Source organism: Candidatus Clostridium radicumherbarum (genome assembly GCF_045310525.1).
Classification (GTDB): Bacteria; Bacillota; Clostridia; order Clostridiales; family Clostridiaceae; genus Clostridium_AT; species Clostridium_AT radicumherbarum.
Genome location: NZ_JBJHZY010000008.1, coordinates 1 through 19,376, shown reverse-complemented (window position 1 = coordinate 19,376; position 19,376 = coordinate 1). Strand labels below are relative to the sequence as shown.

Genomic DNA, 19,376 nt, shown 5'->3' with positions numbered 1-19,376 from the left:
ACAAAAAAATAATCAGCTTTTAATTTATATGATAAAAGTATAAAAAAGTCTTCTTTTGGGAAAAATATAATCCTAAAAGGAGGCTTTTTTATGGTCATTTATGTAAGTAGTGAATTGGAGAATATAAAAACTGAATTATTAAAAAAAGGATACAATGTAGCAAGTAATAATAACATGCCATGTGATGTAATAATATGTAATCTTAAAAATGGTGGATTAACAAATTTGAACTTTCAAAGTAATGCAAGAAGGGAAGGTACATTAATAATTGACTCAGGTAGTAAAACAATAGATCAGATTGAGTACATATTAAATAATAGAGTATATAGCTCTTTGTTCTACTAAAAAATTATAACTGAAGCTCCATATTTTCAAATTTAGTATTCGTATTTTCAAGTTTCCTGCCACCTACAGCTTTTAATACAAAATGATAAATACCTTTTGAAATTATATCTGCAAGCATCATCACAGTATATAATCTAGTATTTTGAAGCACCATAAATTCCAAGGTACCTGACATATTAACAATACCTGTAATACTTAAATCACCAACAGCAGGAAGATCTTTATTCATAGCGGCACCTGGAGTCAGGGGCTTTTTTTCTATAAAAATCTTGCCTATATTTTGTAAGCTACCAAGACAAGCATCAATAGCTACAATATAAGGATTATTATGTTTCAATTTAATTTCTTCTATTATCTCACAAAGGTTTTTGGCATGAACAGGACTCTCTAAGTTTCCATAAACGAATATATTCTCTCTTATCATAAATTTTAACTTATCTCCAACAAGAGGTCCTAAACTATCACCTGTTGATCTATCTGTTCCAATGCATAAAAAAATAATAGGTCTTTCTTCTTTGATTATTGGATATAACTCATTACATAAAGTATCTCTGAACTTAATAATGGAACAAGCTTCTCTAGAATCGATACTGATTATATTTTTCATATTAAAAACCTCCTCTATGAAATTTTACCCATAAAGGAGGTTGATTATACATAATTTGTAAAATAATTATAAGACATTGACTTTCTTAAAAATAGTGTAAAATACAACTAAAAAAATAAAAAAGAACATTCCTGCCATACCATTTATCTGTAAGCCAATAAATATTGCTGCAAGTATAGGAACAGGGTGTATACCTAAGGAGGATGAAACAATTTTAGGTTCTATAATTTGTCTAATAACAGATACAAGTATATAAAGAACTAAAATTCCTATGGCTATAACATATTGCTTTGAAAAATAATATACAAGAGCAACTGGCAAATATATGATTCCAATTCCCAAGATAGGAAGAACATCAGCTATGGCACAAATAATACTTAATAGTAAGGCATATTTAACTTTAAAGAACAAGAAACCGATTAAAGTTTCAATAAAGGTTATAAAGATTATAATGCTATAGGAAAAAAGATAATTTCCAAGCATTTTTTTTCCTTCCTTATATATAGATAACAATTTCTCAGAACTACCAAATGGAATAAAGTCTTTTACTTTTGTTTTAGCAGTAGATAATTCTTTAGTAAAGAAATATGTTGATAAGAAAGTAAATAGTATTACCATAATGATGGAAGGTATTGAAGCAATAAGATTTAAAAGCCATGTAACAGTACCGCTTACCAAAGATGTTAATATTGCAGATATTTTTGCTAAAGAACTAGTCAAATACGATTGAATAGTACTTACCACAGATGGATCAAGTCTATTATAATAGTCTTTAATATAATTTAATAAATTAGTTAAGGAAGAAGTATCAATAAAGTACTGTTGAGTATTTCTCCCAAGTTGAATTAATTCTGATATTAGTGAAGTCATAATTAAAGACAAAATAGATAAAATAATAGCAAAAAATAAAATTGTAGTTATTATAGAGGCAAGAACATTTTTGAATTTTAATTTAGCTATTAGATATTTTGTAGGCTTTTGAAGAATTAAGGAAAATATAAAAGCCAGTACAAAGGGTAGTATATAAGGCAAAGTTTTAAAAAAAATTAAGAATACTGCTGTATAGATAACTACAAAAATTAGTAGTCTATCAATCTTTTCTAAAAATTTGTCCAACATGTCACATCCTTTCAATAATTTTATTTAAGCTGGTTAATGCATAATCAACGTCTTTTGCGTCATTAAATGCACCAAAACTGAATCTCAATGTTCCCTGTGGGAAAGTGCCTATAGTCTTATGAGCTAAGGGAGCACAATGAAGACCTGTTCTAGTCATAATTCCGTACTCATTGTCTAAAATATATGAAAGCTCTGCATTATTAATTAGGGTTGAATTAATTGAAATAGCAGCAGTCATATTATCTATATTATTAGTACCGTAAACAACAATACTATTAATATTATTAAGGCCTTCAATAAACAATTTAGCTAACTCTTGTTCCTGATTTTTAATAGACAATATACCTTCATTGTTAATATATTCTATACCCTGAAGCAGACCAGCTATTGCAGGAGCATTTAAGGTACCACTTTCAAATTTATCAGGAAGAAAATCAGGCTGAATTAAACTCTCAGACAAGCTTCCAGTACCACCCTCAAAAAAAGTGGAAGCTTCACTATTTAATTTATCACTTATAAGAAAACCGCCTATACCTTGAGGACCTAATAGACTTTTATGGCCTGTAAATGCTAGAGCACTGCAATTAAAAGAATAAAAATCTATTGGAATAACTCCAGCAGTCTGAGCACTATCTATTATTAAGTATATATCATTTTCCTTGCATATTCTACCAATATTTTCTATAGGCTGAATTGATCCAACAACGTTTGAAGCATGAGATATCACAACTAATTTAGTATTACTTTTTATTTTAGATTTAAATAAGTTAAGATCCAATATACCTTCCTTAGAGCAAGGCAAGATATCTAACTCTATATTTTTATATTTACTGATACTTGTGATTGGTCTTAAAACTGAATTATGTTCCATAGAGGTTGTAATAACATGCCATCCATCTTTAATGATGCTTTTAAGCAAAATATTGAGAGAGGCAGTAATATTGGAAGTAAATATTACATTTTCAGGTTTATCAAATTTAAAAAAGTTCATAAGTGCTTCTCTGCAATTATAAACTATTCTGCTTCCCTCTAAGGAGCTGGTATGACCACCCCTACCTGGATTTGCACCTATATTCATCATGTAATCTAAAACAGCAGAATAAACCTTTGGAGGTTTTGGGTAACTTGTTGCTGCATTGTCTAAATATAATCTCATAAAAAATCTTCCTCCTATTTCTATACTGCAAATAATAATTATTATGCTAATATATTATACTTGATAAAAAAGTTATTAACAAATTGGTTATTAAAGAATGAAAAATAAATTGTGAATTCATTTTTAAACATACTTTTATGTTAATTAATTTTGGTATAATATATATTGATAATAATTCATAACATAGTCATAGCATAGATTACTTTTAATTATAAACTAAATTGCTTAGATTGTGTGTATTAATATAAAAGTAAAGGGGTAGATTAAATGGAAATTATAGATTGCAGAGGATTAAAATGTCCTCAGCCAGTAATAAATACAAAAAAATATTTCGATGCTGTTGAAAGTGGAGATGTACAAGTAATAGTAGATAATGAAGTAGCAAAAAAAAATATATCAAAGTTCTCAGAAAGCAATAATTTAAAATATATGGTGGAAGAAAAAGAGGGTCTGTACTTCATTAAAATTGAAAAATTAAAATCTGCTGAAGTAAAGAAGGTAGAAGGAAATAATCTAGTTATAGTAGTTACAAGTGATAAATTAGGTCTAGGGGATGATAGCTTAGGTTATACTCTAATGAAAAGTTATCTTTATGCACTATCTGAGGCTGATGCAATTCCTGCTGATTTATTTTTCTTAAACAGTGGAGTTAAGCTTGCAGCTGAGGGTTCAGAGGTGCTTGAAAGTTTATTAAAATTAAGTAAAAGAGGAGTAAATATAGCTAGTTGTGGAATTTGCTTAGATTTTTATAATTTAAAAGAAAAGTTAAAAGTAGGAGAAATAACGAACATGTATACTATAATAGAAAAAATGAACGGAGCTGCAAATACAATTAAATTATAGAGATTTAATATAAAATATTATTAATTTGGAAGGATAAAAGATGGATAAATACTATATTCTCACATTTGAAAATACACATAATGCAATTAGCGGAGAAAACACTCTAAAGGAAAACAAAATAAGGGCTATAGTTATGCCAACTCCAACCTTTTTAACAAAGAGTTGTGGAATTAGTTTAAGGGTTGAAGAAGATGAAATTGAAAGAATTAAAATACTTGAAATTGAAAATAAAATCAAAATAAAAAGCACCATTCTAAAAGAAGGCAGCAGTTTTAAGGAAATAAGGTGGTAATATATTGAGAAATTTATTCCCAATAAATTTTGGAACATTAGAAGAAGGTATTAATATAGGAAAGTTTTATATTAGTATGGATAAACTTACTTATTTAGCTTTTAAATTTATGAGGATTCTATTTATTATATTACTAATTTATCTAATTATTAATATAGGGAGTACTATAATTCATAAATTTATGTATAGGCAAAGGAAGAGTAACTCTAAATTTACCCTTAATGAAAAGAGAAGTATGACTCTTGAAGCTATTTTAAAAAGTATTTTAAGATATACAACTTATTTTTTTGGAATAGTTGGAGTTTTAACTGAAATCTTTGGACCAATAAGTTTGACTTTTGCTGGTATTGGCGGTGTGGCAATCGGGTTTGGAGCTCAAAGCATTATAAAAGATATTATTAATGGTTTCTTTATATTATTTGAGGATCAATATGCAGTTGGAGAATATATTAATATTGATGATAAAGGCGGTATAGTGGAAAGCATAGAACTTAGAGTGACAAAGCTCAGGGATTTTAATGGGGATTTGCATATAATACCTAATGGACTAATATCCAAGGTTACTAACCATTCAAGAGGAGCTATGAGAATATTAATAGAAGTGGATATACCTTATGATGCAGACACAGACAGGGCTATAGAAATTGTGAATGCAGCCTGTGAGAATTTTAAATTAAAAAATGAGAATTTGGTTGAGGGACCAAAGGTTCTTGGAGTTTCGGCTTTAAAAGAAAGCAGCCTTACAATAAAAGTTATGGGAAAAGCTATACCAATGACACAGTGGGATGCAGAAATGGAGCTTAGAAAGGAAATAAAATTGGCACTAGAGAAAGGTAATATTGAAGCTCCATACCCTAAGAGAATGATAATGAAAGGATGAATTTAAGTGCAAAAGGTATTTTATCTTGGAGATATAGTGGAAATGAAAAAGGTACATCCCTGCGGCAGTAAAGAATGGGAAATAGTAAGGCTAGGTGCAGATATTAAAATTAAATGCTGCATATGTAATAGACTCATTATGATGGAAAGAAGTAAATTTGAGAAGGATGTAAAAAAAATTGTGAAGCAAAACGCACCTAAAGAAGAAAAAGCTTGATTTAAAACTGAATTAGTATTATAATTATATTTTGTAATCCCTGCTGTGAAAATCACAGCCGTTAGTCCAGAGGGAGGAGGTGAAATCTAATGAGAAAATATGAAACTATATTCATACTACACCCATCATTAGACGAAGAGGCTGTTAAAGCTAACGTTGAAAAGTTTAAAGGTGTAATTGAAAATGGTGGAGGAGTTATTGATAACGTTGATTTCTGGGGCAAGAGAAAGCTTGCTTATGAAATAGCAAAAGTTAACGAAGGCTTCTATACACTAGTAAATTTCAGCGCTGAAGCTGACTTACCTAAAGAGTTAGACAGAGTATTTAGAATTTCTGATAATGTTATTAGACATATCATAGTTAAGGATGAAAAATAGGCGGTGTATTAAATGAATAAAGTAGTTTTGATTGGTAGACTTACTAAGGATCCTGAGCTTAAATTTACTCCAGGAAACGGAACTGCTGTTGCCACCTTGACTTTGGCTGTTGATAGGAGAATGCCTAACAAAAATGGTCAAAGAGAAGCAGACTTTATACAGGTTACTGTATGGGGAAAATCTGCTGAAAATACTGCTAATTACATGGGTAAAGGAAGACTCATGGGCGTTAGTGGTAGAATCCAAACTAGGACCTACGAAGCAAAGGATGGTACTAGGAGATATGTTACAGAGGTAGTTGCTGATGAAGTTCAATTCCTTGATAGAGGAAATGGAGCTAATGGTTCTAATGGAGCTAGTCCAAATAGACCAGCTGCTGCTGCAGGTAATTCTGGTTATTCTGCAATGGATTTTGAAGGATCCATTTATGAAGATGAAATGACTCCAGTTGATGATGGGGACATTCCATTCTAAAATTATTAGGTAAGGAGGGAAAATAATGCCAAGAGATAATGCTAGAGATAGTAAGGATTTCGGTAAAAAAGGTGGTTCTAGAATGAGAAGGGCAAAGAAAAAAGTTTGTGCTTTCTGTTCTGATAAAGCTACTGAAATAGATTATAAAGATGTTATGAAGTTAAGAAAGTATGTTACTGAAAGAGGAAAGATTCTCCCAAGAAGAATTTCTGGTAACTGCGCTAAGCACCAAAGAAAGCTTACTCAAGCCATCAAGGTTGCAAGAAATATAGCTTTATTACCATTTACCACTGAGTAATTTAATAAATAAAAGTCTCTGTTTATCAGAGACTTTTTTATTTTAAAACTTTCTAGTAAAAATTTTTGTGTTAATATATACTAAATATATATGGAAATGTTAATAAGTAAACAAAATGTGAACTATGTGTATAAGAATAATAGGTATGTGCATAACTTATTATCTTGGAGATGATATTATTGTTAATTACGAATACTATAAGACTGGCTAAATTTATTGAAAGGCCAAACCGATTTAATGCTGTAGTTAAGCTAGATGATACTGAAATTATAGTACATGTGCCTAATACAGGAAGAAATAAAGAAATATTAGTACCAGGATATACAGTTGTTCTAAGGGAAGAAAGTAATCCTAACAGAAAAACAAAATATGACTTAATTGCAGGATATAAAAATGGAATATTAATAAATATCGATTCTCAAATACCAAATAAGGTGGTAGACGAGGCATTAAAATTAGGAAGAATTGAAGCTTTAAAAAAATATAAAAACATAAAAAGAGAAAGCACCTTCGGAAACAGCAGATTTGATTTTAAACTACAGGATAGTTTCGGAGCGGAATATTATCTTGAGGTAAAAGGGGTAACCTATGAAGATAATGGGAGAACAGCTTTTCCAGATGCACCTACTGATAGAGGGAAAAAACATCTTTTAGAGCTTATTGAGGCATCAAAACTAGGCTATGGAGCTGGTGTTCTCTTTTTAATTCAGATGGAGAAGGCAGAATATTTTACACCCTATGATGAAAGAGATGGCGCTTTTGGCGAAGCATTGAGGCTTGCAGCAAAAAATGGAGTAGATATTTTTGCTTACAATTGTGAACTTGGAGTAAATTATATAACACTAAATCAAAGTGTAGAAATTAGATTGTAATCTAATAATAGAAAGGTGGAGTACCAATGAAATACGAATATTGTCCGAAATGTGGTAAGAAGCTAGAAAATAAATTTAGCTGGGATGAAGGCGGAGTTCCATATTGTGTATATGATGATATAATGTATTTCGATACTCCAAAGCCATGTATAATAGTGGCAGTTCTAAAAGGCAGTAAAATACTTTTATTAAAGCAAAGCTACATTTATAAAGACTGTAAGGTACTAGTGTCTGGATATGTAACAAATGGAGAAACAGTAGAGGAAACTGTATATAGGGAAGTAAAGGAAGAGACGGGGATAAGTGTTGGCGATATAAGGTATTTAGGAAGTGATTACTTACCTTCTAAAGAAATAATTATGCTTACTTTTGTGGCTCAGTATATAGAGGGTGAGATAATTAAGTCCAGCGAAGTAGAATGGGCAGAATGGGGAAGGCTAGAAGATGCATTAAGTGAAATGAAAGATGATGAAATAGGTAAAAGAGTTGTTAGAAAAATACTAAGAGAAATTAGCTCTAAGGATAGCTAAATTAAAGCGCTTAAAAGATTAAAATTAATATAAAATTTACAAAAATTAGGTGAAAATTTTAGCGTATAATGTTATTATTAAAAGAAAAACATAAGAGTGTTAGGTAGGTGAAAATTATGTCTAAGCAAATACCAAGTATTACTGGAACTCTTAGAAGTCATATGATAGAGCTGCCACGAGCTATTAGTAAGGCAAGCGGTATTAGAATTTTTGGCAAAAGATTAAAATCCTTTGTTTTTTCAACGGATGTTGCAATTATAAAAAATACAAATGCAGATGCAGTTATTGCTGTATATCCCTTTACTCCACAGCCAGTAATAACTCAAGCTTTAACTATAGCTGCAGATGTACCGGTCTTTTGCGGAGTAGGTGGTGGAATAACCACAGGCAAAAGAGTTGTTAATCTTGCAATGGATGCAGAATTTAAAGGTGCCATGGGTATTGTAGTAAATAATCCAACTCCTGATGATGTTATAAGGCAGGTTAGAGATTCTATAGATATTCCAATAGTTGTTACTGTAGTATCAGAATTCGAAGACATAGAAGCTAGAATTGCAGCTGGGGCTTCTATTTTAAATGTATCAGGAGCTAAGCGGACAACAGAGATAGTTAGAAAAATAAGAGAAAAACATCCAGATTTTCCGATAATAGCAACTGGTGGCCCTACAGAAGAAAGTATTTTAGCTACAATAGAAGCTGGTGCAAATGCCATTACTTATACGCCGCCAACTACATCAGAAATTTTAGCAGACATAATGCTAAGCTATCGTGATAAATATGAACATGATTTACCTATAGATCTAGAAATAGCCCCTGATTAAATTACAAAGGAGAAAAGGTATGGCAACAGGTGGAGACAATTGCAAAAATTGTCCTGATTTTATAGAAAATAAGTGTGATGGAAAAGCACAAGACTGTATATGTAGAAGATGTCCAAGAAGTTTAGGAAAATGTATTATAACTAAATATTGTTCTGAAACAGAATCTATATTAAATTTATAATTTTAAATAGATTATTTCCCGGGAAAAATTAATATAAAGATTTTATAGACACTGAGTAAACTAAATCCACTTAAGGCTGGCGAGGCAGGTTGGTTAATATATTACGCCGAAGGGTTAGTGTGTTTTGAGCTTTGGTGTCTATTTTTCTGCCTTTGAATAATTATATACAAACATTGGGTATACTATTTTATATGAGCTAAAAGGAGTGACTACAATGTTTAATAGTGAGGATAAAAGTCTTGTAGGAGAAAACTGTCCGCAATATATTTCAAGGAATATTTTACATGGTACTAATGCTACTAATTTAGCTCGTAATTGCACAAATTGCTCAAATTATTTAAATGGGAATTGTTCAATTAATCTATTTAATGATATTTATGAAAGTCTAAAAGTTAATTAAGGAGGCAATAGTATGGCAAGTCGAGATCAATTGATGATGGTAGCTATTAACTGTCCAGGATATAACCCAACGGGAAATAATTTTACAAGCAGTATAGGTGCAGATAATTGTAAAAGCTGCGACAACTGCCATAATTGGCAGAATCATAATTGTACAATTAATTTATTTGATGAAGTTCTTACAAGTATAGATCAAACTTAAGGAGATTTATATAAAAGGATAGTTTAATACTATCCTTTTATAGGTTTTAATAAATAATATGTAAATAAATTAAATAGAGTATCATAATTAAATAAAATGTGTAAATAAATATACATTATGTTGTTGAGAAATTTTAAATTAGATGTTAGAATATTAATGATGTCAATACTTCAAAAATTATAAAAAATGAAGGATTAATTCCGAGTTAAATAACTTAGGAGGGAAAGTAATGCATAAGAAATTATTTATACCAGGACCTGTAGAGGTTAGACAAGACGTTCTAGAAAAAATGGCTACACCAATGATTGGACATAGAAGTAAGGCGGCTTCAGAGCTTCAAAGAAATATTAGTAATAAGTTAAGAAAACTTTTTTACACTGAGGAAGAAATTCTTCTTTCAACTACATCTGGTAGTGGGCTTATGGAAGGTGCTGTTCGTTCATGTACTGCAAAAAGAGCGGCTGTATTTTCAGTTGGTGCTTTTGGAGACAGATGGTATGACATGGCAGTAGCTAATAATGTACCAGCTGATATATTTAGATCAGAAGACGGTAAGGCTACAACTCCTGAAATGGTAGATGAAGCTTTGAAAACTGGGAAATATGACTTGGTTACAATTACACATAATGAAACTTCTGCAGGATTAATGAATCCTGTTGATGAAATAGCTGAAGTAATTAAAAAATATCCAGAGGTTGTATTTTGCTTAGATACAGTAAGTTCAGCAGCTGGAAGTAAAATAGAAGTAGATAAGCTTGGAGTTGATATCTGCATAACTTCAACTCAGAAGGCTATAGGACTTCCTCCAGGAATGTCAATTTGTACTTTTTCAAAAAAGGCAGTGGAAAGAGCTAAAACAGTTCCACATAGAGGTATATATTTAGATTTACTTGCACTATATGAATACATACAGAAAAAGGATTATCAATATACATCAACACCTTCATTATCCCATATGTTTGCACTTGATTATCAATTAGATAGAATTTTGGAAGAAGGACTAGATAATAGATTTGCAAGACATATTGAGATGGCTGAAATTGTAAGAGCATGGGCTAGAAAGAATTTCGAAATATTCCCAGATGAAAGATATCTTTCAAATACCTTAACTAATGTTAAAAATACTAGAAACATTGATGTTGCAGATTTAAATAAAAAGCTTGGAGAAAGAGGCTTCCAAATTGCAAATGGATATGGAAAACTTAAAGACAAGACTTTTAGAATTGCACATATGGCTGACTGTACAGTAGAAGAAGTTAAAGAGTTATTAAAGAATATAGATGAAATTTTAGGACTTTAAAATAGAAGTCCTAATGGACTTGTACGGGTAGGCTATGGATGGAATCCATAAGCTAGACTACCCAGTGTTTCGATAGAAAGGAGAAATATTCATGATTAGAGTTCTAGTAACAGATGGAATGGAAAGATCAGGTATAGATGCCCTTAAAGCAAAAGGATTTGAAGTTGTAGAACAATTTTATGCTCCTGAAGATTTAGGAGAGGCTTTAAAGGAATTTGATGTACTTGTTGTTAGATCAGCAACAAAGGTAAGAAAACCTATTATAGACAAAGCCTGTGAAGCAGGAAGACTAAAGCTTGTAATAAGAGGCGGAGTTGGAGTAGACAATATAGATGTAACATATGCAATGGAAAAGGGTATTAAGGTTACAAATACACCTAAAGCAAGTAGTGCATCTGTAGCTGAGCTAACTATAGGTCATATGTTTGCAGTGGCAAGATTTATAAATATTGCTAACGTAACTATGAGAGAAGGCAAGTGGGAAAAGAAACATTACGAAGGTATTGAGCTTAATGGAAGAACATTAGGGTTAGTTGGCTTTGGTAGAATCTCTAGAGAAGTTGCTAAAAGAGCTTATGCACTTGGTATGAAGATAATGTATACTGACATATTAGGCAAAGCAGAAGGTGTGGATGAATTTGAATTTGCATCAATGGAAGATATACTAAAGAAATCAGATTTTATTTCACTTCATATTCCTTATGACAAGGAAAAAGGTGCATCAATTAAAGCTGAAGAGTTTGCTTTGATGAAGGATGGAGCTTATCTTATAAACTGTGCTAGAGGTGGAATAGTTTGTGAAAAGGCTCTACTTGAAGCATTAAACAGCGGAAAGCTTGCAGGAGCAGCTGTAGATGTTTTTGAAGAAGAACCATCTAAGAACGAAGAACTTATAAAACACCCAAGAGTTTCTGCAACTCCACATATAGGAGCATCTACTGTAGAGGCACAAACAAGAATAGGCGAAGAAATAGTAAGTATAATCGTTGAACATTTTAAAGCTTAATTTGAAGTCAAAAAGGAATTTATTATATGGAGAAATCTTTTTTTCCAATATAATAAATTCTTCAAATATAAAGAATAGGAGTGTATAACATGGCAATAGTTAGACCATTTAATGCTGTTAGACCAGCAAAAGACTTAGCTGATAAAGTTGCTGCTCTTCCTTATGATGTAATGAACAGTGAAGAAGCAAAAGAAATGGTTAAAGATAATCCATATTCCTTTTTACATGTAGACAAGGCTGAAATAGATTTGGACAAAAATATAGATGTATATGACAAGAAGGTTTATGAAAAAGCTAAAGAAAATCTATATAATATGATAAAAAATGGAACTCTTGTTGAAGATGAGAAGCCAAGATTATATATTTACAGACAAGTTATGGATGGAAGAACTCAAACAGGTATTGTTGGGTGTACTTCTATCGATGATTATATGAATAATATAATTAAAAAACATGAGCATACAAGAGCAGATAAAGAACAGGATAGAATTAATCACGTAGATTATTGTAATGCTAATACTGGTCCAATATTTTTAACTTATAAATCACAAAGTGAAATCGATGCCATAGTAGCAAAATGGGTTGAAAAGGAACCAGCATATAATTTTGTATCTGAAGATGGAATATCTCACATAGTATGGATAATAGAATGTGAAGAGGACATAAATAAGCTCACACAATTATTTTCTGGTGTAAATTATCTTTATATTGCAGATGGACATCATAGAGCAGCCTCAGCTGTAAAGGTTGGTCAAATGAGAAGAAAAGAATTTCCGAATTTTACAGGAGAAGAGGAGTTTAATTTCTTCCTTTCAGTAATTTTCCCAGATAATGATTTATATGTTATGGACTATAACAGGGTTGTTAAGGACTTAAATGGTCTTTCAACTGATGAATATATGCTTAAAGTATCGGAAAAATTTGAGGTAAGCAAGTATGAAGGAAAAGGTTCATATAAGCCATCCAGCAAGCATACCTACGGAATGTATCTAGAAGGGCAATGGTATGAGCTTGCAGCCAAGGAAGGTACTTATAATCCTAAGGACCCTGTTGATAGGTTAGATGTTTCTATTCTTCAAAACAACCTACTAAATCCTATTTTAGGGATAGAAGATCCTAGAACGGATAAGAGAATAGATTTTATAGGTGGCATAAGAGGTTTATCGGAGCTAGAAAGAAGAGTAGAGCATGGAATGAAGGTAGCCTTCTCTATGTATCCTACTACAATCCAAGATTTAATGGATATTGCGGATGCAGGGAAGGTAATGCCTCCAAAATCTACTTGGTTTGAGCCAAAATTAAGAAGTGGCCTATTTATTCATAAGTTAAAGTAATAAAATGACAACTATGAGATAACTAGAGGCAATTTAGGGGGATTTAAAAAAGGTATTTATAAAAAGGGGAAATTCAATAAAATTATAAGGCTTCACTAAGAATCTTTAAAAATGGGGGATAATAAGATTCTTAGGAAGGCCTTATTTTTTTATATTCTAAACTCATAATAAATAAGCAAATAATTAGTTGTAGGAAAAATAATCTTGTGATATAATGTACAAAAATATAGAAAATTCAGATAAATATGCCAAATTTCCCGCAATTGGAGGTGTTTAAATGGAAGTTATTGAAGAAATAGAGGACATGCTATCCAGTTTTAAAAATTTATATGATTCCATAAGAGTGGTTTATCCATTTAATAAAGAAGTACTTTTAAAAAAAGATCCAGCAGAACAAAATATAAATAAAAACTGCTATTGTATTTGGCATAAGGACACCTTTTGTGAAAATTGCATTTCTATGAGAGCTTATTTAGAAGAGGATACCTTTGTAAAATTAGAGTATTCAAATGATCAAGTTTTTTTGATTATTGCAACACCAGTAGTAATAAGGGGAAATAGGTATATTGTCGAAATGATTAAGGATATTTCAAAAACTGGATATATGCAAAATATAAAGATAGATAGTTTAGAGGAACAGCAATCATTAATATGTCAAATGAATGAAAAAATAATTAAAGATGAATTAACTGATATTTATAATAGAAGATATATAGATGAAAGGCTTCCGGTGGATATTAATAACAGTACTTATGTAGGAGAACCGCTATCTGTTATTATGGCTGATATTGATTTCTTTAAAAAGGTAAATGACAAATATGGACATGTCATAGGTGATAAGGTTTTAAAGGAGTTTGCAAAACTTCTTAAGGATTCAATAAGAAAGAGCACTGACTGGGTAGGAAGATATGGAGGTGAAGAATTTTTAATAGTCTTAAATAATACTAATACTGAAGAGGCATACAAAAAATCAGAGGAATTAAGAAAAGTAGTGGAAGAAGCTGTATTTTGTTTTGATAATTTAACTATTAAAATAACTGCAAGCTTTGGAGCATATAGTTTAAATAATATAAGATTAGACAGTGAAAGCCTAATATCAAATGCAGATAAGAATTTATACAAAGCTAAGAGAACTGGCAGGAATAAAACTATTATTAATGAGCAGGAGGAATAATTGTAGATTGAATTAGGAGGCGTTGCAATTGGATAAAACAGAATCTAAGTATTTACAATTAAATAGGCTCAATGAAGGGATTGAGGAATTAAGAGAAGTCCTAAATGAAATATGTTCTACAGTAGAGGAAAGTGAAAAAGATAAGAAGAGGCTTACTATAAGTAAGAACCTAGATGAGCTTATAGTAGAATATATGAAAGAATTAAATAAATTAAGTGAAATCAACAAAAAGATTAGTGAGTAGTTTACCACTAATCTTTTCTATTTATAAAATTTGAAATAAAAAAAATAATAATATATAATATACTAGGATTAGAAAGCAAAAGGAGAGAATTATAATGGCTAGGCAGCATTCATTATCAAGAAGCGAGCTTTTAATAGGTACAGAAGGTATTGATAAGCTCAAAAATAGTAAGGTTGTTGTACTTGGAATAGGCGGAGTAGGAAGTTATACAGTTGAAGCACTCGCTAGGGCCGGAGTAGGAAGTTTAGTTATAGTAGATGACGATGCTGTATGCCTTACAAATATAAATAGACAAATAATTGCTACCTTTAAAACTATTGGAAAAGCTAAGGTAGATGTTATGAAGGAAAGAATTTTAGATATAAATAAAAAATGTGAAGTTATTACACACAAGACTTTTGTAACAGAAGATAATATAGGAGAAATTATTACAGATGATATAGATTATGTTGTAGATGCCATAGACACAGTAACTACAAAGATAGCCTTGGCAGTTTGGTGTAAAGAGCATAATAAGAAGCTTATATGCTGTCTTGGTACAGGAAATAAGTTTGACCCAACACAATTTAAGATAGCTGACCTTTATGATACAAAAATCTGTCCTCTTGCAAAAGTTATGAGATATGAATTGAAAAGAAGAGGAGTAGAAAAGTTAAAAGTTTTGTACTCAGAGGAAGTTCCAACTAAACCAAAATATGATGAGGTTATTACCTGTAAGGAAGGCTGTGTGTGTACTGGGGAAAGCAGTAAAAAGTGTGCACTTAAAAGGCAGATACCAGGTAGCATGTCCTTTGTCCCACCAGTTGCTGGAATGATTATAGGTGGCGAAGTTATAAAGGATTTAATAGAAATAAGCAAATAAAAAATGAGCTATCCATCTTATTTAGACGGATAGCTCATTTTTTATTTATTTAGATAATCATATAAGGCAGGATAAACATTTAAAGAGCTCATTAACTTGAAGTATTCATCCATAGATTTATCATTATTTTCCTTTGTTTTAAGGGCTCTTATCATAAGGTTTTTTGGAGTTTCAAGGGGTGAAATATATTCTACAACTGAAACCTCGTATCCCTTTGATTCTAAAAAAAGAGATCTCATTCCATCAGTTAAAATATCAGCAAGTCTTGTTTTAAATACACCATGCTTTAATATTCCATTAAAAGGTTCATAAGAATATTGATTTAATAATTCCCTATGACAGCAGGGAACAGCTATAATTACTTCTGATTTAACACGTATGCCTAAGGCTAAGGCCATGTCAGTAGCAGTATCACATGCATGTAGGGAAATAACTACATTTATTTTTTTATCTGGTACATAGTCATTTATATCCAAGGCATGAAACTCCATATTTCTATAGCCTAAGTTCTCTGACATTTTCTTAGAAGCTGAAATTACTCCCTCAGAATAGTCAAGGCCAATAAAGTGGCATTTGATTTTTTTAACTTCAGTAAGGTAATAGTTTAGAACAAAGGTTAAGTAGGACTTCCCACATCCGCAGTCAAGTATATTAATAGTTTGATTTTTAGGAAGTTTATCAAGTATACCTTCTAAAAGCTCAACATAATGGTCAATTTGATTATATTTTCTTATCTTGTCATTTTTAATTTTTCCTTCCTTAGTCATTATGTTAATTTCCTTAAGAAGGGCATCAGCTTTACCTACTTTTATATAGTATTCTCTGTTTAGCAGGGTAGAAGTTTCTCCATAATTATGAGAAGGTTTAGCTCCAAATTTATTATTTTCAAAAGCTATTTCATCTTCATTTTTAGTTTCTGTATTAGTAAGTTTTACATTTTTATTGTCTGCAGAAATTAAAACCTCTAAGCCTCGTTCTTTATATATTAACGAAAGAGCTTCATAGCTTAAAGCTTCCTTAATCAATTTATCACAGAGGCTTTCTATATCATAAATGTCTGTCTTTCCATTAAAATTAAATTTAATTTTATCTTTCTCTATAGTACCTGAGCCTTTAAATTCCTTAAGCCCTGTGGAAAAAGTAATATATATTCCATTAAATAAAGATATATTTTCTGTAAATCTGCTTTGAAGTCCAGTAAGAAATAAAGCCAATTTACTAATGCTTCGTTTATTCATAAACACACTTCCTCATATTTATTAATGTAGATAATTATAACAATAATATAATCATATAAGATAGGTAATAGCAATACTTATATGTAAATACATGTGATATAATGGTAAGATGTAGGAGTGATATGAATTATGGAGAATAAAAATAGAAAAGGTAATTATATATTACCTATAGTTTTAATTTTTATAATGATGCTGTTAGCTGCAATGGCTGAAAATGTAAGAGGAGTATTTATACCACTGTTTAAAAGAGACTTTTCAATAAATGATACTAATATAGGTATTATGCTAACTATATCATCTATAGGATATATCATATCCACATATATTGGCGGTATTCTCTGTGAAAAAATAGGACAGAAGAAAGTTTTCGTTTCTGGTCTTTTCTGCATTGGAGTAAGCCTGCTTGGATTAGGATTTATGCATAAATTTAGTCTGTTCTTATTAGCTATGTTTGGATTAAACATAGGCTTATCTTTAATCTCTATTGCTATAAATACAATTGTGCCTTTGCTTTTTATCAGCTTTCAAGCCGTACTTATGAATTTGACACATTTTTGCTATGGGCTTGGCTCTACAATAGTTCAAAGGGTTTCTGGAATCTTATTATTTAATGGAACTAATTGGAGGTCAATCTATATAGCCGAGGCATTAATATTTTTTGCCTTTCTTTTAATATTTATTCCATTTAAAATTCCAAGTGTTCATAAGACCAGTAATGAAAAGGAAGTTAAAGTCAAAAAATCTGATTTATTTAAAAATAAGCTCTTATATTTCTATATGTTTGCCTTAGGATTTTATGTCTTTGCAGAAATGGGAACAGGAAATTGGTTTATTAATTATATGGAAAAGGTTTATATCTTTGATAAAGGAAAAAGTTCGTTATATCTATCCTTATTTTTCGGGATATTTACTATTGGGAGGCTTATTGGAGGCTTTGTTGTTGAGAAAATTGGCTTCATTAAATCGGTCTTAATATCCCTTTCTATAGCATTAGTAATATACCTAACAGGTATTAATCTAGGTCCTAAAGGTATGGTTGTAATATCCATATCAGGTTTTTTCTTTGCAATAATATTCCCTACTTTAGTTGTAACTATAAGCAAGGTATTTAAAGAAAACACAGCCTATGCTACTGGGGTTATAGTAACTGTAAGCTCAGCTACAAGTATGGTATTAAATATGCTTATGGGAATTTTAAACGATAGGATAGGTGACTATAAGGCTTTTTACCTAATTCCAATAAGTCTTACCTTGTCAATTATATTTATTTTTGCTATTTATAAAAATATTAATCTAATAGAGAATTAGGTATTTAAGGAGTATTACAATGGAAACAAAACAAATAGTAACTTTATCAGCAGCTAATGGAAATGAGAATGTTTATATAATAAAAGATACTAACGGCATTACTATAGGAAGAATATTTATAATTGAGTTATCCAGAGAAAATAAATATTGTAGTTTTAGAATTAAGTTTTATAGAAATACAAGAAATGATTACATAATATTAAGAGAAGCAATAAAAATAATTTTGAGAACATTAATTAAAAAAATGGATATTTACAAGGTAAGTACTATTGTAGATGAGGAAATAAACACTAAAGCCTTAACTGACCTTGGATATGACCTTGAAGGAATTATACCTAATAGTATTATAATAAAAAATAAATTTATTAGTGAGTTAATGTTTGGTATAGATAGAGAAACCTTTGAAAACACTATTGTAAGTAAGCCTATTTTACTTAATGGGAATAATATTGAACTTAAGGCGCTAACACCAGAAAATGCTGAGGAGCTTTTAGAATACTATATAAAAAATAGAGAGCACCTAAGTCCTTTCGAGCCATCAAGAGATGAAAGCTTTTATACTATTGAAACTCAAAGAAAGGACTTAATAGAAAATTATAAAAGTTACTTAAATGGAGAAAGCATAAACTTTGGTATATTTAAGAAAAATAGACTTGTAGGTAAAATAAGAGTTTCAAATATAGTACTTGGAGTCTTCAGAAATGCCTTTGTTGGATATTCTATAGATAAGAATGAACAAGGAAAGGGATACATGAAAGAGGCTTTAAGGCTTGTTTTGGACTATGCCTTTAATTATATGGAAATTCATAGAGTTGAGGCAACAACATTAGTAGATAATATTAAGTCACAGGCCGTATTATTAGGCTGTGGCTTTAAGGAAATAGGTGTAAGTGAAAAGTATCTCTTTATAAATGGGGAGTGGAGAGACCATAAGATTTTTTATAAAATTAATAGTTAATCGCAATATTAATTAGCTGATTTAATATATACTATGCCTGGCGTATCAATATGAGGAATATTAAGTAATCCTAAGATATATGAAGAAAAACAAGAATAAATTTAAAATACATTATTTTTAAAAACTATAAGCCCTATAATATATGATATTATAAATAACGTCGCTGATACAAAGCGATAAACAAACTTAAATTTTCTTCTCAAACACTTACAAGGCAATGTATAAATTACCAATAAAAAAGTGTTGACAGAGAAAAATCTAAGTGATAAGATATAAAAGCTGTCAGACGACGGCAAAACAAATTGGTCTTTGAAAATTAAACAGATATATAACAAGGTAA

The 19,376-nt window shown here is 30.6% G+C and carries 26 protein-coding genes; 22 read left to right on the top strand and 4 right to left on the bottom strand.

What is annotated here, in order from left to right:
• Nucleotides 1–90 precede the first annotated feature (90 nt).
• Entirely contained in the window at nucleotides 91–345 is a 255-nt protein-coding gene (locus ACJDUH_RS19370; RefSeq protein WP_406766878.1) for a YkuS family protein, read from the top strand.
• Nucleotides 346–349: 4 nt separating this feature from the next.
• Here the strand turns inward: ACJDUH_RS19370 and yyaC are convergent, their stop codons facing one another.
• From yyaC to ACJDUH_RS19355, 3 genes are all read right to left on the bottom strand, one after another.
• On the bottom strand, nucleotides 350–952 hold the full coding sequence (gene yyaC / locus ACJDUH_RS19365; protein WP_406766877.1) for a spore protease YyaC: 603 nt from the start codon (nucleotides 950–952) through the stop codon (nucleotides 350–352).
• A 66-nt stretch (nucleotides 953–1,018) separates the two neighbouring features.
• Nucleotides 1,019–2,068: a sporulation integral membrane protein YtvI gene (ytvI, locus tag ACJDUH_RS19360; RefSeq protein WP_406766876.1), complete on the bottom strand. Its 1,050-nt coding sequence runs from the start codon at nucleotides 2,066–2,068 to the stop codon at nucleotides 1,019–1,021.
• Nucleotides 2,069–2,072: 4 nt separating this feature from the next.
• Nucleotides 2,073–3,227 carry an aminotransferase class V-fold PLP-dependent enzyme gene (locus tag ACJDUH_RS19355; protein ID WP_406766875.1) on the bottom strand — a complete coding sequence of 385 codons (1,155 nt, stop codon included), beginning with the start codon at nucleotides 3,225–3,227 and terminating at the stop codon, nucleotides 2,073–2,075.
• Nucleotides 3,228–3,494: 267 nt separating this feature from the next.
• On the opposite strand from ACJDUH_RS19355, the gene yedF reads away from it, so the two are divergent.
• The 19 genes from yedF (at nucleotide 3,495) to ACJDUH_RS19260 (ending at nucleotide 15,532) form a co-directional block, all read left to right on the top strand.
• Nucleotides 3,495–4,070, top strand: coding sequence for a sulfurtransferase-like selenium metabolism protein YedF (yedF, locus tag ACJDUH_RS19350; protein WP_406766874.1), 576 nt, complete (start codon nucleotides 3,495–3,497; stop codon nucleotides 4,068–4,070).
• Between the two features lie 40 nt (nucleotides 4,071–4,110).
• Nucleotides 4,111–4,362, top strand: a complete 252-nt coding sequence (locus ACJDUH_RS19345) for a putative Se/S carrier protein (RefSeq protein WP_406766873.1) — start codon at nucleotides 4,111–4,113, stop codon at nucleotides 4,360–4,362.
• A 4-nt stretch (nucleotides 4,363–4,366) separates the two neighbouring features.
• Nucleotides 4,367–5,242, top strand: a complete 876-nt coding sequence (locus tag ACJDUH_RS19340) for a mechanosensitive ion channel family protein (RefSeq protein WP_406766872.1) — start codon at nucleotides 4,367–4,369, stop codon at nucleotides 5,240–5,242.
• 6 nt (nucleotides 5,243–5,248) lie between these two features.
• Nucleotides 5,249–5,458, top strand: coding sequence for a DUF951 domain-containing protein (locus tag ACJDUH_RS19335; RefSeq protein WP_406766871.1), 210 nt, complete (start codon nucleotides 5,249–5,251; stop codon nucleotides 5,456–5,458).
• A gap of 89 nt (nucleotides 5,459–5,547) precedes the next feature.
• Nucleotides 5,548–5,835 carry a 30S ribosomal protein S6 gene (rpsF, locus tag ACJDUH_RS19330; protein ID WP_406766870.1) on the top strand — a complete coding sequence of 96 codons (288 nt, stop codon included), beginning with the start codon at nucleotides 5,548–5,550 and terminating at the stop codon, nucleotides 5,833–5,835.
• 12 nt (nucleotides 5,836–5,847) lie between these two features.
• The gene (locus tag ACJDUH_RS19325) at nucleotides 5,848–6,309 is read left to right on the top strand and encodes a single-stranded DNA-binding protein (protein WP_406766869.1); all 462 of its coding nucleotides are present in this window, start codon (nucleotides 5,848–5,850) and stop codon (nucleotides 6,307–6,309) included.
• 25 nt (nucleotides 6,310–6,334) lie between these two features.
• Nucleotides 6,335–6,607, top strand: coding sequence for a 30S ribosomal protein S18 (rpsR, locus tag ACJDUH_RS19320; protein WP_406766868.1), 273 nt, complete (start codon nucleotides 6,335–6,337; stop codon nucleotides 6,605–6,607).
• A 179-nt stretch (nucleotides 6,608–6,786) separates the two neighbouring features.
• On the top strand, nucleotides 6,787–7,479 hold the full coding sequence (gene sfsA / locus ACJDUH_RS19315; protein ID WP_406766867.1) for a DNA/RNA nuclease SfsA: 693 nt from the start codon (nucleotides 6,787–6,789) through the stop codon (nucleotides 7,477–7,479).
• Between the two features lie 26 nt (nucleotides 7,480–7,505).
• The gene (locus ACJDUH_RS19310; protein ID WP_406766866.1) at nucleotides 7,506–8,009 is read left to right on the top strand and encodes an NAD(+) diphosphatase; all 504 of its coding nucleotides are present in this window, start codon (nucleotides 7,506–7,508) and stop codon (nucleotides 8,007–8,009) included.
• 116 nt (nucleotides 8,010–8,125) lie between these two features.
• Nucleotides 8,126–8,830 carry a beta/alpha barrel domain-containing protein gene (locus ACJDUH_RS19305; RefSeq protein ID WP_406766865.1) on the top strand — a complete coding sequence of 235 codons (705 nt, stop codon included), beginning with the start codon at nucleotides 8,126–8,128 and terminating at the stop codon, nucleotides 8,828–8,830.
• 19 nt (nucleotides 8,831–8,849) lie between these two features.
• Nucleotides 8,850–9,011, top strand: coding sequence for a hypothetical protein (locus ACJDUH_RS19300; RefSeq protein ID WP_406766864.1), 162 nt, complete (start codon nucleotides 8,850–8,852; stop codon nucleotides 9,009–9,011).
• 214 nt (nucleotides 9,012–9,225) lie between these two features.
• Complete coding sequence (locus ACJDUH_RS19295) at nucleotides 9,226–9,411, top strand: hypothetical protein (RefSeq protein ID WP_406766863.1); 186 nt, start codon at nucleotides 9,226–9,228, stop codon at nucleotides 9,409–9,411.
• Between the two features lie 12 nt (nucleotides 9,412–9,423).
• Complete coding sequence (locus ACJDUH_RS19290) at nucleotides 9,424–9,612, top strand: hypothetical protein (RefSeq protein ID WP_406766862.1); 189 nt, start codon at nucleotides 9,424–9,426, stop codon at nucleotides 9,610–9,612.
• 229 nt (nucleotides 9,613–9,841) lie between these two features.
• Entirely contained in the window at nucleotides 9,842–10,912 is a 1,071-nt protein-coding gene (locus ACJDUH_RS19285) for a pyridoxal-phosphate-dependent aminotransferase family protein (RefSeq protein WP_406766861.1), read from the top strand.
• Nucleotides 10,913–11,003: 91 nt separating this feature from the next.
• Complete coding sequence (locus tag ACJDUH_RS19280) at nucleotides 11,004–11,918, top strand: D-2-hydroxyacid dehydrogenase (protein WP_406766860.1); 915 nt, start codon at nucleotides 11,004–11,006, stop codon at nucleotides 11,916–11,918.
• An 89-nt stretch (nucleotides 11,919–12,007) separates the two neighbouring features.
• Nucleotides 12,008–13,252 carry a DUF1015 domain-containing protein gene (locus tag ACJDUH_RS19275; protein ID WP_406766859.1) on the top strand — a complete coding sequence of 415 codons (1,245 nt, stop codon included), beginning with the start codon at nucleotides 12,008–12,010 and terminating at the stop codon, nucleotides 13,250–13,252.
• 277 nt (nucleotides 13,253–13,529) lie between these two features.
• Nucleotides 13,530–14,426: a GGDEF domain-containing protein gene (locus ACJDUH_RS19270; RefSeq protein ID WP_406766858.1), complete on the top strand. Its 897-nt coding sequence runs from the start codon at nucleotides 13,530–13,532 to the stop codon at nucleotides 14,424–14,426.
• 28 nt (nucleotides 14,427–14,454) lie between these two features.
• Nucleotides 14,455–14,670, top strand: a complete 216-nt coding sequence (locus tag ACJDUH_RS19265; protein ID WP_406766857.1) for an aspartyl-phosphate phosphatase Spo0E family protein — start codon at nucleotides 14,455–14,457, stop codon at nucleotides 14,668–14,670.
• Between the two features lie 94 nt (nucleotides 14,671–14,764).
• Entirely contained in the window at nucleotides 14,765–15,532 is a 768-nt protein-coding gene (locus ACJDUH_RS19260; protein WP_406766856.1) for a tRNA threonylcarbamoyladenosine dehydratase, read from the top strand.
• Between the two features lie 41 nt (nucleotides 15,533–15,573).
• Here ACJDUH_RS19260 and ACJDUH_RS19255 read toward each other — a convergent pair whose 3' ends face one another.
• Nucleotides 15,574–16,770: a class I SAM-dependent methyltransferase gene (locus ACJDUH_RS19255; RefSeq protein WP_406766855.1), complete on the bottom strand. Its 1,197-nt coding sequence runs from the start codon at nucleotides 16,768–16,770 to the stop codon at nucleotides 15,574–15,576.
• 189 nt (nucleotides 16,771–16,959) lie between these two features.
• Between ACJDUH_RS19255 and ACJDUH_RS19250 the strand changes: the two genes are divergently transcribed.
• Together ACJDUH_RS19250 and ACJDUH_RS19245 are read left to right on the top strand one after the other, a co-directional pair.
• Nucleotides 16,960–18,078 (top strand): MFS transporter, encoded by a 1,119-nt coding sequence (locus tag ACJDUH_RS19250; RefSeq protein ID WP_406766897.1) that lies wholly within the window; start codon nucleotides 16,960–16,962, stop codon nucleotides 18,076–18,078.
• Between the two features lie 19 nt (nucleotides 18,079–18,097).
• Entirely contained in the window at nucleotides 18,098–19,036 is a 939-nt protein-coding gene (locus ACJDUH_RS19245) for a GNAT family N-acetyltransferase (protein ID WP_406766854.1), read from the top strand.
• Nucleotides 19,037–19,376 lie beyond the last annotated feature (340 nt).

Bases quoted from the DNA above. Each gene is read 5' to 3' on its own strand.
- ACJDUH_RS19290 (WP_406766862.1), top strand. From the start codon at position 9,424: ATGGCAAGTCGAGATCAATTGATGATGGTAGCTATTAACTGTCCAGGA.
- ACJDUH_RS19260 (WP_406766856.1), top strand. From the start codon at position 14,765: ATGGCTAGGCAGCATTCATTATCAAGAAGCGAGCTTTTAATAGGTACA.
- ACJDUH_RS19305 (WP_406766865.1), top strand. From the start codon at position 8,126: ATGTCTAAGCAAATACCAAGTATTACTGGAACTCTTAGAAGTCATATG.
- ACJDUH_RS19245 (WP_406766854.1), top strand. From the start codon at position 18,098: ATGGAAACAAAACAAATAGTAACTTTATCAGCAGCTAATGGAAATGAG.
- ACJDUH_RS19250 (WP_406766897.1), top strand. From the start codon at position 16,960: ATGCTGTTAGCTGCAATGGCTGAAAATGTAAGAGGAGTATTTATACCA.
- ACJDUH_RS19310 (WP_406766866.1), top strand. From the start codon at position 7,506: ATGAAATACGAATATTGTCCGAAATGTGGTAAGAAGCTAGAAAATAAA.
- ACJDUH_RS19285 (WP_406766861.1), top strand. From the start codon at position 9,842: ATGCATAAGAAATTATTTATACCAGGACCTGTAGAGGTTAGACAAGAC.
- ACJDUH_RS19280 (WP_406766860.1), top strand. From the start codon at position 11,004: ATGATTAGAGTTCTAGTAACAGATGGAATGGAAAGATCAGGTATAGAT.
- rpsF (WP_406766870.1), top strand. From the start codon at position 5,548: ATGAGAAAATATGAAACTATATTCATACTACACCCATCATTAGACGAA.
- ACJDUH_RS19355 (WP_406766875.1), bottom strand. From the start codon at position 3,227: ATGAGATTATATTTAGACAATGCAGCAACAAGTTACCCAAAACCTCCA.
- ACJDUH_RS19370 (WP_406766878.1), top strand. From the start codon at position 91: ATGGTCATTTATGTAAGTAGTGAATTGGAGAATATAAAAACTGAATTA.
- ACJDUH_RS19255 (WP_406766855.1), bottom strand. From the start codon at position 16,770: ATGAATAAACGAAGCATTAGTAAATTGGCTTTATTTCTTACTGGACTT.
- ACJDUH_RS19300 (WP_406766864.1), top strand. From the start codon at position 8,850: ATGGCAACAGGTGGAGACAATTGCAAAAATTGTCCTGATTTTATAGAA.
- ACJDUH_RS19345 (WP_406766873.1), top strand. From the start codon at position 4,111: ATGGATAAATACTATATTCTCACATTTGAAAATACACATAATGCAATT.
- ACJDUH_RS19270 (WP_406766858.1), top strand. From the start codon at position 13,530: ATGGAAGTTATTGAAGAAATAGAGGACATGCTATCCAGTTTTAAAAAT.
- ACJDUH_RS19325 (WP_406766869.1), top strand. From the start codon at position 5,848: ATGAATAAAGTAGTTTTGATTGGTAGACTTACTAAGGATCCTGAGCTT.
- ACJDUH_RS19275 (WP_406766859.1), top strand. From the start codon at position 12,008: ATGGCAATAGTTAGACCATTTAATGCTGTTAGACCAGCAAAAGACTTA.
- yyaC (WP_406766877.1), bottom strand. From the start codon at position 952: ATGAAAAATATAATCAGTATCGATTCTAGAGAAGCTTGTTCCATTATT.
- yedF (WP_406766874.1), top strand. From the start codon at position 3,495: ATGGAAATTATAGATTGCAGAGGATTAAAATGTCCTCAGCCAGTAATA.
- rpsR (WP_406766868.1), top strand. From the start codon at position 6,335: ATGCCAAGAGATAATGCTAGAGATAGTAAGGATTTCGGTAAAAAAGGT.
- ACJDUH_RS19295 (WP_406766863.1), top strand. From the start codon at position 9,226: ATGTTTAATAGTGAGGATAAAAGTCTTGTAGGAGAAAACTGTCCGCAA.